A 12,673-nucleotide genomic window follows, 5' to 3' on the forward strand; every position below is an offset into this window, starting at 1 on the left:
ATGGTTCTCTTCTATATGGGGCGTGGTTAAGGATTTATAAATGCCTATCTCTTTATCTCTACTAAGCCCACTTGCAATCCAAAAGGACGGAACACTTGATTGAGCAAATCCACACTATAGTTGCCATTATCGTTTTCGATATCAGATAAGGTTTTACGAGATACTTTTACCAGCCTTGCAAACTGCTCTTGCTTAAGACCTAACACTTGCACACGTAGTACCTTCAATGCCTCACCTTGAGTTAGCTTATCAGCTTGCAACTGCCCAACAACCTCATTTTTGAGTGCTTTGCGTGTGGTGCTATCAAGCCTTAAAGCGTTTTTCGAAGCCCGTTGTTTATAGTTTTTATTGATGAACATTTTCTCATCGTTATTTATTAACATATCATCATTCACAATACTGCCCTCTTATCCTTTTTATATGGAATTGACTATAGCAGTTGCCACTCTTTTAGCTTTATAGGCAATGAATCAAAGCCAATAGCTGGGAAGGTCAAGATGCGCTCAGGAACCCCTCTTTCTGCCAAGCGAGATTTCAATGTCAAAAGCTGCCTTGCTGTCGCTTTAAGCTCGCTTATTAACACCTCAGGTGGCACCAAATCAGCCAATTGCTCAGCGATTAAGTCAAAACGATAGCGACCTCCTGACTCTAGCTTTTGAGACGCTAGTCTGTCCCGCGTTTTCCATTTTATGGTGCGTGGTATACCTTCGGGGTCTGCTCTCATCGGAGCAAAATCATAAATAGGCGTTAACCAAATTCGATGTTCATCACGCATAAAGGCATGATTACGTCCATGATTGTCCGAATTGCCAAACGCTATATTCAATAAGTCACGCTGTACCCACTCAATGACAAAGGCTTGCCTATCAAAGACAAAGTCGTTTTCTACCATATTTGAGTGCTCGATAAGGGTGATCAGCTCACGTATAACCGCATCATGATACAACAGCGTCCCTGACCCTTTTTTAAGCATGCTATAAACAGACTCCATAGCAAAGCGCTTAGTATATTCTAGCGCTTTATCAGTCTTGATATCGAAACGAGGTAGCCAAAGTGAAGGATATCTATCACCCTCGATCAGCCTCATATCCTCGACATTGATAGTATCGAACCCCATGTCTTTTAGCTCGTGGTAATAGTAATACTCGGCCCGCAATATGTCACAATCAAGGCTGGTACGCTGACCGCGAGGATACTTTACCAAGTAATATTTATCATCGTTATTCGCTAACTGCTGATTATCAATCCAAATCGCATTGTCGTCATGCCAGCGCAACAGCAATTTAGGAGCCTCACCGCCCGCACCAGTAGCACCGCCTGCCATTGCACCTTGCTCACTTGCATACTCCAAAAAATTGACATCACGGTCTGTTATATCTGCAAGTGTAAATAGACGCGCTTGATCTTGTTCTCGATTTGGTACGGCTTCTTTAATACGTAGATGACCTATAGGAGCAATAGTCGCGCGCCTTAACAGCTCATAGTCCTGTTCTGCTTTTGGTAGACGCGCAAGATCAAGGCGCTGTAGCCAGTACTTACGGCTTGCGCCAGCAGGCATCATGTCATCTAAGAGAGGCAACCAGTGATCGGTAATCGTCGTGCCAAATAATTCAACAGGATAATTGATAGAGATAGCGTAGTGATTGTCTGCTAAGAAGTGTTCAAGACTGTAGTTATCACTAGGCTCAGAGCTTTTAGAACCATCAAGATAGATTAGCTCTGTAACTTTCTTGGCGTCATTGAATTCTAGTTTGGCAATATCTTGCCAATGTCCGTTGAGAAACGCTTGAATAGTCAGTGCTAAATTAGCCATTTTTCTAACTTATTATGAATAGTATATTACTCATTATAGGATATATTGGCATTTTATGATAACTATATTACTCACTAATACTAATATATAGGTTTAATGAGTAATATATTACTCATTATTGCATTGAACCAAGCATAGCGCCTATCAATAAAAACGGAATTGACATCAGTATTTTAAAAACGGAATCTCTGCATTTTTCCCAGCGCGTAATAATAAAATATAAGTTGGCAAATGGAAGAAACAAATATAACAGACCCCAGAGTATGGATTCTTGAAAGGCAATAATAATCAGCTTAATCCCATAGATAAAAGAGATGAGGACACCGATGATGAATAAAATAACTCCTATAATTTCCAAGTAACGCTCCTAAAATAGTATTTCACTCAAAATAAAATTTTACTTCATACGATAATTCAAATACTCGATTATGATAGCAGGTGGAATGCAAAAAATGTGGTAAAGTTAGACTTATGTTCAAAGTGTGTCGAACTGAGTTTGCTAAATTATAGATTGAAAATTAGTATTCAATTGAAATATCAAAACCACACTCTACTTTCTCAGATAAGTGTAGCCAAAGCATTTTATTCGAGAGCTTATATCGAGAGCGTATTATGGTAAAGTGCCCTACATAACCATACTTAAAAATTTACCATGCTCTTTGAGTTTTATGCTCATTAATATCAGTCAACATCACAAGCTGTATAGGACGCCATCACTATGGGTTATGTTATAGATAGTATGAATAGCAATATTAACAATAGTATCGATAAATCCAAACTATCTGAAACTGATATCATTAGTAAATTCATTCTGCCTGCAATTAAAAGTTCAGGTTGGGATGACATGACCCAAATTCGTGAAGAAGTGAAGTTACGGGATGGTAAAGTAATCGTCCGTGGGCAAATGGCTGTGCGTAAAACCGTAAAATCTGTTGATATTGTTCTGTATCATAAGCCTAATCTCCCCCTTGCTGTCATTGAAGCTAAGGCAAACAAACATGCTATGGGTAAGGGAATGCAGCAAGCACTTGATTATGCTGGGCTGTTAGAAGTGCCTTTTGTGTTTTCAACCAATGGCAATGGCTTTATCTTTCATGACAAAACCAATCTTAATCAACTAGAAACTGAAATCACTCTTGCAGATTTCCCTACGCCAGCTACACTATGGGCTAAATATTGCCAATGGAAGGGCTATACGCAGGCGCAGCTCCCCATCATCACTCAAGACTATCATGATGATGGTAGTGGTAAGATACCGCGTTATTATCAGCTGCAAGCCATTAATAAAACCATTGAGGCTATTTCAGCTGGACAAGACCGTATATTATTAGTGATGGCGACAGGTACCGGCAAGACCTATACTGCCTTCCAAATTATTTGGCGTCTCTGGAAAGCGAGAAGCAAAAAACGCATTTTATTTTTAGCAGATCGTAATATTTTGGTCGATCAAACTCGGATAAATGACTTTCAGCCTTTTGGCACTGCTATGACCAAAATAGAAGGTCGTACCGTTGACCCAGCTTTTGAGATTCACCTTGGCCTATATCAAGCACTAACTGGTCCAGAAGAGCATCAAAAAGCCTTTAAACAAGTTGCCCCTGACTTCTTTGATCTCATTGTCATTGATGAGTGCCATCGAGGCAGCGCTGCTGAAGACAGTGCATGGCGTGAGATTCTAGAGTACTTCAATAGTGCGACCCAAGTAGGCTTAACCGCAACCCCTAAAGAAACCGAAGAAGTATCAAACTCTGATTATTTTGGTAATCCTCTTTATGTCTATACTTTAAAGCAAGGTATTGAAGACGGTTTTTTGGCACCTTATAAAGTCGTCCGCGTTGATTTGGATATTGACCTACTAGGCTGGCGACCAGTTAGTGGTCAATTGGACAAATATGGTGAGATGATTGATGATCGTATCTATAATCAAAAAGACTTTGATCGTACCTTGGTGATTGATGATCGTACAGAGCTGGTCGCCAAAACAATTACCAGCTATCTTGAGCAAACCGACCCAATGGCTAAGACCATTGTGTTCTGTAATGATATCGACCACGCCGAACGCATGCGCCGTGCCTTGATCAATTGTAACCCGAAGCAAGTCGCCAAGAATGATAAGTATGTGATGAAAATCACTGGTGATGATGAGCTGGGTAAAGCGCAGCTGGATAACTTCATTAATCCCAAAAAACCCTATCCTGTCATAGCTACTACCTCAGAGCTTATGACCACTGGCGTAGACGCGCAAACTTGTAAACTCATCGTGCTTGATCAAAACATCAAATCGATGACTAAGTTTAAGCAAGTCATTGGCCGTGGCACTCGTATCAATGACAAGTATGGCAAGCTTTGGTTTACCATTCTCGATTTCAAAAAAGCCACCGAGCTGTTTGCCGATGAGCGCTTTGATGGTACTCCTGAGCGTGTAAAAACTTTGACGTCACAGCAGATCATTAATGAAATTGACGAGATAGACGAAATAATAAATGGCAATCCAGACGACAATATGGATAATACGGGTGCAGATAATCGTCTTGACGGCGACTTTACAGATGGAAACTCTGAAACGGCTGCTTTTGAAACCGGACCAATCGATACAGGTGTTCACGAACCTGCTAAAAAGTATCATGTAAATAATGTCTCAGTGCAAATCATCGCTAAGCGTGTGCAGTATTATGACGTCGACGGCAAGCTGGTCACGGAGTCTTTTCAGGACTACACTCGTAAAACCTGCACCAAACAATTTGCAAGCTTAGATGAGTTTATAAAACGCTGGAACGATACTGAACGCAAGCAGACGATCATCGATGAGATGGCTGAAGCTGGTATTATTTGGGAAGCATTAAAACAAGAGATTGGTCAAGATATGGATCCCTTTGATCTAATTTGTCACGTGGTTTATGACCAGCCAGCGCTTACCCGTCGTGAGCGTGCCAACCAAGTCAAAAAGCGCAATTACTTTACTAAGTACTCTGAGACCGCACAAAAGGTGCTGAGCGCCCTGCTCGATAAGTACGCTGACGCTGGAGTAGAGGAGATTGAAAGCTTAAATGTGTTAAAGGTGCGCCCCCTTGATGAGCTTGGTAGTCCAATGGAGATAGTCAAAAAAGGTTTCGGTAGTAAGCAAGAATACCAGCAAGCCATCAGTGAGCTTGAAGCCGAAATCTATCTATTGCCACCGCAGCAAGCTTAGGTATAAATCTTAAAAACTTACGTATAACCACTTAATTATTTAAGCCTCATATCGAGGCTTATTTTATGGTGAAAAATTCACGATTATTTATCACAGCTATTTATCAAATTTACTCATAAAAACTATCTATCAAAGCCATCTATTAAAACTATCTAAAAGAGATCCTTTATGTCGATCAGTTCCGTTATCAAATCTATTCAAGATATCATGCGTCAAGATGCTGGTGTCGATGGTGATGCCCAGCGTTTAAGTCAGCTGTCTTGGTTATTGTTTCTCAAGATATTTGATGCACAAGAAGAAGCGCTTGAGTTCGAACAAGACAACTATAAAGCCCCTATTCCTGAAAAATATCTCTGGCGTAATTGGGCAGCAGATGCTGAAGGGATAACAGGCGACGAGCTGCTTGAGTTCGTCAACGATCATCTATTTAAAGATCTAAAAGACCTTACCGCACCAGTAGATACCAACCCACGTGGCTTTGTGGTGCGTCAAGGTTTGAGCGATGCCTACAACTATATGAAAAATGGCACGCTGCTACGCCAAGTGATTAATAAACTCAACGAAGTGGACTTCAATCGTTCAGATGAGCGCCATTTGTTTGGTGATATTTATGAGCAACTGCTGCGTGATTTACAAAGTGCAGGCAATGCAGGTGAGTTTTACACGCCTCGTGCTGTGACACGCTTCATCGTTGACCGTGTAGATCCAAAGCTGGGTGAGCGCGTCATGGATCCAGCTTGTGGTACAGGTGGGTTTTTGGCCTGCTCATTTGATCATGTCAAAAACAACTATGTCGAAACTGCTGAAGACCATCAAATATTACAAAAACAAATTTTGGGTGTTGAAAAAAAACAACTGCCGCATTTGCTCTGTACGACCAATATGATGCTGCATGGTATCGAAGTACCTGTACAAATACGCCACGATAACACCCTAAATAAGCCGCTAGCGAGCTGGGACAGTGATATTAATGTCATCGTAACCAACCCACCTTTTGGCGGCACTGAAGAGCACGGTATAGAAAAGAACTTCCCTGCTGAATTCCAAACACGGGAAACGGCAGATTTGTTCTTACAGTTAATCGTCGAGGTTCTGGCAGATAAAGGTCGCGCCGCTGTTGTATTACCTGATGGCACCTTGTTTGGTGAAGGGGTAAAAACCAAGCTAAAGAAAATGCTGACGGAAGAATGTAATCTGCATACTATCGTGCGCTTGCCAAACGGTGTGTTTAACCCTTATACCAGTATTAAGACCAATATTCTCTTCTTTACCAAAGGTCAACCAACCAAAGATATTTGGTTTTATGAGCATCCTTATCCTGAAGGCGTCAAAAACTACAGCAAAACCAAACCAATGAAGTTTGAAGAGTTTCAAACAGAGATTGACTGGTGGGGTGATGAGTCTGACGGCTTTGCCAGTCGTGTCGAAAACGATCACGCTTAGAGGGTCAGTATTGAAGAGGTCATCGAACGTAACTACAACCTCGATATCTCCAACCCTTACCAAGGTGAAGTCATTGATTATGACCCTAATAAACTACTCTCTGACTATGCCAAACAACAACAGAGTATCGATACGTTACGTAGCCAACTAAAAGAAGTACTGGGCGCTGCGCTGTCTGATCACACGACACAGGGCAACTAGTTATGAATGTAAAGACGAGCTTAGAGATGAGTAAAGACATAAGCAAACCAGAGCAATTAATTACTGAGCATATCGATATCTGGACCAATGCTATATTGGCTAAATCTACTAGTGGGCGTGGTAGCAGCAAAAAGTATGAGCTATACGGTATTACTAAATTACGTGAGTTGATCTTGGAGTTAGCAGTGCGTGGCAAGCTGGTGCCGCAGGATGCTAATGATGAGCCTGCATCTGTTTTATTAGAGAGAATAGCTGTTGAAAAGGCTAAGTTATTAGAAGATGGTGAGATTAAAAACAATAAAAAACCATTGAAAGAAGTTACTAATAGCGAAGAGCTCTACGAGCTTCCAGAAGGTTGGGTTTGGACTAGAATTGCAAATTTATTTAATGTCGTTTATGGCAAAGGGCTGCCTATTTCAAAGCTAACTGAAAGTGGCTATGATGTTTTTGGTGCGAATGGGATCATAGGAAAATATAAGATATATAATTATGAGAAACCACAACTTTTAGTCTCATGTCGTGGTGCTTATAGTGGTAAAGCAAATCTTTCTCCACCAAGATGTTTTATAACAAGTAATACTCTTGTTTTAGAGAACAACTGGAAATATTTAAGTCAGAAATTCTATTACTATTCGATCTCAGCAGCTGATAAATCTCAAATAGTAACAGGAAGCGCACAACCTCAAGTGACAGCTACTAATATTAATCCCTTTATAGTTTCCGTACCACCACTTTTAGAACAACAGCGTATCGTCGCTAAAGTTGATGAGCTCATGCTGTTATGTGATCAGCTGGAGCAGCAGACTGAAGCCAGTATCGACGCTCACGCGACGCTTGTAGAGGTATTATTAGCCACGTTGACAGATAGCACTGACTCTGATGAATTAGCGCAAAACTGGGCGAGAATTGCTGAGCATTTCGATAGCCTGTTTACCACTGAGCAAAGTATAGAAGCCTTAAAGCAAACTGTGTTGCAACTGGCGGTAATGGGTAAGTTAGTTCCACAAGATCCAAATGATGAGCCTGCTTGGGTATTGCTAGAAAAGATTGCAGAGGAAAAAGAGCAACTTATAAAAGATAAAAAGATTAAGAAAGAAAAACCATTACAACCAATTAGTGATGAGGAAAAACTCTTTGAGCTACCAAAAGGATGGGAATGGTGTCAAATAGATAGTTTATCCTTAAGCTCGGAGGCTGGTTGGAGTCCCAAATGTGATCCTACGCCAAAAGAAGGAGACAATTGGGGTGTACTTAAGGTAAGTGCTGTAACTTGGGGTAAGTATCAGCCTGATGAAAATAAAGCTTTGCCAAACTATCTACAGCCAAAACCTCAGTATGAAGTGAAAGCTGGTGACTTTCTTATTTCTAGGGCTAATACGGCTGATTTAGTAGCACGTTCTGTAGTTGTTCCAAAAAACACACCAGAGAAACTAATGATGAGTGACAAAATCATTCGTTTTGATTTTACTAAATATGTATTTAGCGAGTATATAAACTTAGTGAATAATAGTAATTATTCTCGTCAGTATTATTCAGAGGTAGCGGGAGGTACTAGCAGTTCTATGAAAAACGTCTCTAGAAATCAGGTCAGAGCCTTAAATATAGCTTTACCACCTTTAGCCGAACAACAGAAAATCGTTGCCAAACTTGATGAGATAATGGCTATTTGCGATCAGCTAAAAGCAAAGCTAAAGCAGTCTCAAGAGACGCAAGTTCAGCTTACCGATGCGTTGGTTGATAGAGCGTTGGCGTAAGTTTTAGTTAATCCATTAGACTAGGGTACCAGATGACATCTTCATTAACCAAACGAGCGACCTTAACGATTACCTTTGTCCTAGTCGCATTTTCAATGCAGGCTCATGCAAACGACCATGATGAAGAATACATCGTGACTGAGAACCATCAGGATTATGAAAGCTGTGTTTCGAATAGATCATATTGTGTTGTTTTCGAAAAAGGTAAACCTACTAGCATTATCAATCAAGAAAACCAAAAAACCATTTATTTAGAAGGTTACGATAAGGTCGATGACTATGAATGGACGTGGGAAGATGGCATATTTGCCGTTTTAAAAGACGACAAAGTTGGCTACATGAACATCGATGGTCAGCTGGTCGTACCAACCATTTACGACAATTTGATAGATGCTAATAACGATTATGACGAAACATGGTCAAATGCTATGTATGAAGGTCACGTAGTCGTCAGAAAAGACGGTCGTTATGGCATTATCGATAAGCAAAACAACACTATCCTAGCCTTCGACAATAACTACCAATTCATCGGTACGTTGAAAGAAGGCAGAGCACCTGTCCTATTAAGCACTGGAGTGGCAAACGCTGGTAAATGGGGCTTTATCGATAAGAATGGTAAGCAAGTAATTGCCCCTGAGTATAACGACGTGAATAAAAGCGTTGTAAGACCATACGGGTTTTTTCAGGGTTTCACTGGTGTCAAAAAAGGCAACAAATGGGGTTATATAAATACCTCAGGTCACGTCATTGTGCCCTTCATTTATGATGCTGTTCGTCCTTTCGGTGGCGGCTTAGCTGGTGTACGTCAAGGTGATAAATGGGGCTTTATTGACAGTGCCAACAACATCGTCATCCCTTTTCAGTACTTAGAAAGTAATGTTAAACGTAACCAAGACAATTATATGGGAGCCAACTATTTCGACTTCTTCGACAGTGAGCTAGCACAAGTACCAACGAGTAATGGCAAAATTGCCTGTATCAACAAATCAGGGAAAGATGTTTCTTGTTCTGAGAGCGCTGACAATGATGTGGATGCAGATTACAATGCAAGTGAAGTATGTGCCGACCTCTTAGGCGAAACGATTGATTGCTCTGCAATAGAAGAAGAAATTGCACAGTGATTTTTTAGAGCGTGTCCTCGAGCAATCCCTCGCTTTATGCCTTTATAAGATTATAAGGTCTATGGTTGTTATGCCCCAATTCACCTTCTACTGATATATTCGTTATATGTAATGACCAGTCACACCACTATTGGTGCACAAATATTTATATCTGCTAAAATTACGCCATAACGCTAATAACAATTAATAATAGACAAACAGAAGGGATTTAACATGCGCTTGGCATCAGTTTTTCAAAAAATGCACGACCGTAAGCCCAAACTTGCCAAAGCAGTATCACTAGCAACGGCTACGGGCGTCATTGTAGGAAATAGCTTTGCTGGTAGCATCCCTGTGTGGCTTATGGGTGCGACCAAAATGATTACTGGCGCAGCTATCGCTGACAAGGCTGTGATTAAAATCGCCAATCATTGGATTAATAGTAATAACGCTGTGATTGACATGGTCTTACCGCAAAAGGACTGGCGAATTAGCCTACCTGATGACGTGTATACAGACGGCAAATATCTACTGATTAGCAATCATCAATCATGGGTTGACACCAGTATTGTCCAGTATATTAGCCAAGATCGCTTGCCTTTGACGCGCTTTTTTACCAAGTTTGAATTGATATACATTCCTATCGTGGGTCAAACCTTTTACTTTTTAGACTTTCCTATGATGCGTCGGCATTCTAGAGCTGATATTGCCAAAAACCCTGCCTTAAAGGGTCAAGATCTTAAAGAAGCACAACGGGCCTGCGCACTGCTCAAAGACAAGCCTTTCACCTTGCTCAATTATCTAGAAGGAACGCGTTTTACACCTGTCAAACGCGACAAGCAGCAGTCGCCCTACACGCATCTGCTCAAGCCACGAGCAGGCGGTTTGGCGCTGGCTATCAACGCCTTGGGTGCAGAGGTAGACGGCATATTGGATATGACGATTGTCTATCCTGATGGCGTACCGAGCTATAGTGACTTGTGGAAAGGCAATATCAAGCGCTTAGGCGTCGATGTCCGCTATATTGACATACCGGATGGTTTGTCTGTGGCTGTTCAAAATGGCGGTTATGAAGATGATGCTGCCGTCAAAGCGAGAATGTTCGACTGGGTTGAGCAGATATGGCGACAAAAAGATGAGCGCATCACCAAGATGTTAGCTGATTTTGAAGAATAGGAGCCTGAAAGCTAATTTTGAACATAAGAAAAAGCCTCTTATCTGATGACAGCTTTTCAAGCACCACTGACATAAATACCAGTGCGTAGAACGTATCATATAGTAGGTTCAATTCAAAAATAGCATAGGGCTGCTGGGATAAATTTTTCGAAGCCTCTGGGGTGCAAAGCGTACAGCAAGCGAGGAAAGTTTATACCAGCAGAACGCTGTTTTGAACGTATCTCTTTTATTGTGAACTGACTATAGCAGTTTGAAGACTAGCAGTTTAGAAGCTATTTTTAGATATAAAAAAACGCCTCTTACCTGATGACAGATAAGAGGCGTTAATACTGTTTTATGACTAATGTATTACTGGTTTTGTGTTACTGCTACGAGTCGCCTATACAGCTAAACGCATCTTATTTATGCGCATATCGCCCGTCTCAACAAAACGCTGATGCCATGACAATGCTTCATTTAAGAGATGCGGCGTTTGTAGGCCACTGGCCTTAGCAGCACGGTCATAGTAGTCTTGTAGCATTGGGCGATAGTCTGGGTGCGCACAGTTATCGATGATAAGCTTGGCGCGTTGACGCGGCGACTTACCACGCAAATCTGCGAATCCTTGCTCAGTCACCAAGAACATCACATCATGCTCAGAGTGGTCGTGATGCGATACCATCGGCACGATAGTAGAAATAGCCCCACCTTTCGCTGTTGATGGGCTGACAAAGAACGAGAAATGTGAGTTACGAGTGAAGTCGCCTGAACCACCAATACCGTTCATCATTTTGGTACCCATAATATGGGTTGAGTTGACGTTACCGTAAATATCGGCTTCGATCATCGCATTCATAGCGATAATACCAAGACGACGGATAACCTCTGGATGGTTGGTGAATTCTTGCGGGCGTAGGACGAGTTTGTCACTCAAAAACTCGATGTTATCATTGAAACGCTGTAGCGCATCTGGGCTAAACGACAATGCCGTTGCCGACGCTGACTTCATTTTGCCGCTAAGTACCAGATCAAGCATACCGTCCTGCAAGACTTCGGTGTACCCCATCAAATCATCAAACGGGCTATCTTGTAGACCCATTAATACTGCGTTTGCAACGTTACCCACACCAGACTGTAGTGGTAATAGGTTTTTTGGCAAACGGCCTTTTTTGACTTCATGATCTAAGAATTCAATGATCTGTGAAGCAATCGTTTTAGAGTTATCATCTGGATCAGCAAACTTGCTATTACGATCTGGTGCATCGGTCATAACGATACCGATGATCTTATCGAGATCACACTCTAGGTACGGCGTACCGATGCGGTCATCTGGTTTGACAATAGGAATAGGCTGACGGAACGGCGGCTCACCGAGGTCTGCTGGGATATCATGCATGCCCTCTAACATCATACTTTGACGCGAGTTGACTTCGATGATGACTTTTTTGGCAGTTTTGAGCCACTGGTTATTGGTACCAATACCCATTGAAGGAATGATTTTACCTTCTGGCGTGATGCCAGTCGCTTCAATCAATGCAATATCCATATCGCCATAGAAGCCAAAACGAACTTGCTGCTCAAAGTGTGATAAGTGCATATCAACGTAGTGAGTGTTACCAGCATTGATGTGGTTACGCATGGCAGGATCAGATTGGAATGGCGCACGGAAATTAATACAGTTGGCTTCTGCCAACACACCATCACAATCATGAGCGGTTGACGCACCCGTTAACATACCGATGCCGAATTTTTCGCCACGAGCGTGAGCATCTTTAGCACGATTAGCGATAGCCGTTGGTACGAATTTTGGGTAGCCTGCACCCGTAAACCCTGCAACACCAAGCGTCATTCCGTTTTGTACAAATGAAGCTGCTTGTTCAGCAGACATGATCTTTTCACGCAAGCCTTCATGTTGAACGCGCTCTTCGTGGTTAATTGAACCCATAACATTCTTCCTATTAACTTCCCTATTAAAATCAGACCTCAATACAATGAATACTAAAACGAACACTACAAT

At 41.6% G+C, this 12,673-nt stretch carries 8 protein-coding genes; 5 read left to right on the top strand and 3 right to left on the bottom strand.

Annotation, left to right across the window (positions count from 1 at the left end):
• Positions 1 to 44: 44 nt before the first annotated feature.
• Positions 45 to 395, bottom strand: coding sequence for a helix-turn-helix transcriptional regulator (locus AAEY87_RS02315; protein WP_350655781.1), 351 nt, complete (start codon positions 393 to 395; stop codon positions 45 to 47).
• 35 nt (positions 396 to 430) lie between these two features.
• Entirely contained in the window at positions 431 to 1,813 is a 1,383-nt protein-coding gene (locus tag AAEY87_RS02320; protein WP_350655782.1) for a type II toxin-antitoxin system HipA family toxin, read from the bottom strand.
• A gap of 763 nt (positions 1,814 to 2,576) precedes the next feature.
• Here AAEY87_RS02320 and hsdR point away from each other — a divergent pair.
• The 5 genes from hsdR to yihG all read left to right on the top strand — a co-directional run bounded on the left by hsdR (position 2,577) and on the right by yihG (position 10,677).
• Positions 2,577 to 5,003: an EcoAI/FtnUII family type I restriction enzme subunit R gene (hsdR, locus tag AAEY87_RS02325; protein WP_350655969.1), complete on the top strand. Its 2,427-nt coding sequence runs from the start codon at positions 2,577 to 2,579 to the stop codon at positions 5,001 to 5,003.
• A gap of 168 nt (positions 5,004 to 5,171) precedes the next feature.
• Positions 5,172 to 6,446 carry a type I restriction-modification system subunit M gene (locus AAEY87_RS02330; RefSeq protein WP_502945440.1) on the top strand — a complete coding sequence of 425 codons (1,275 nt, stop codon included), beginning with the start codon at positions 5,172 to 5,174 and terminating at the stop codon, positions 6,444 to 6,446.
• 203 nt (positions 6,447 to 6,649) lie between these two features.
• Positions 6,650 to 8,401 (top strand): restriction endonuclease subunit S, encoded by a 1,752-nt coding sequence (locus AAEY87_RS02335; RefSeq protein ID WP_350655783.1) that lies wholly within the window; start codon positions 6,650 to 6,652, stop codon positions 8,399 to 8,401.
• A 32-nt stretch (positions 8,402 to 8,433) separates the two neighbouring features.
• Complete coding sequence (locus tag AAEY87_RS02340) at positions 8,434 to 9,522, top strand: WG repeat-containing protein (RefSeq protein WP_350655784.1); 1,089 nt, start codon at positions 8,434 to 8,436, stop codon at positions 9,520 to 9,522.
• Positions 9,523 to 9,735: 213 nt separating this feature from the next.
• Positions 9,736 to 10,677 carry a 1-acylglycerol-3-phosphate O-acyltransferase, YihG family gene (yihG, locus tag AAEY87_RS02345; RefSeq protein ID WP_068035042.1) on the top strand — a complete coding sequence of 314 codons (942 nt, stop codon included), beginning with the start codon at positions 9,736 to 9,738 and terminating at the stop codon, positions 10,675 to 10,677.
• Between the two features lie 379 nt (positions 10,678 to 11,056).
• Here the strand turns inward: yihG and scpC are convergent, their stop codons facing one another.
• Complete coding sequence (scpC, locus tag AAEY87_RS02350; protein ID WP_350655785.1) at positions 11,057 to 12,601, bottom strand: succinyl-CoA:acetate CoA-transferase ScpC; 1,545 nt, start codon at positions 12,599 to 12,601, stop codon at positions 11,057 to 11,059.
• Positions 12,602 to 12,673: the final 72 nt, after the last annotated feature.

Source organism: Psychrobacter sp. S1-30-MNA-CIBAN-0213 (assembly GCF_040309845.1).
Classification (GTDB): Bacteria; Pseudomonadota; Gammaproteobacteria; order Pseudomonadales; family Moraxellaceae; genus Psychrobacter.

Coding starts and splice junctions, on each gene's coding strand:
- AAEY87_RS02320 (WP_350655782.1), bottom strand. CDS start 1,813: ATGGCTAATTTAGCACTGACTATTCAAGCGTTTCTCAACGGACATTGG.
- AAEY87_RS02330 (WP_502945440.1), top strand. CDS start 5,172: ATGTCGATCAGTTCCGTTATCAAATCTATTCAAGATATCATGCGTCAA.
- AAEY87_RS02335 (WP_350655783.1), top strand. CDS start 6,650: ATGAATGTAAAGACGAGCTTAGAGATGAGTAAAGACATAAGCAAACCA.
- AAEY87_RS02340 (WP_350655784.1), top strand. CDS start 8,434: ATGACATCTTCATTAACCAAACGAGCGACCTTAACGATTACCTTTGTC.
- yihG (WP_068035042.1), top strand. CDS start 9,736: ATGCGCTTGGCATCAGTTTTTCAAAAAATGCACGACCGTAAGCCCAAA.
- scpC (WP_350655785.1), bottom strand. CDS start 12,601: ATGGGTTCAATTAACCACGAAGAGCGCGTTCAACATGAAGGCTTGCGT.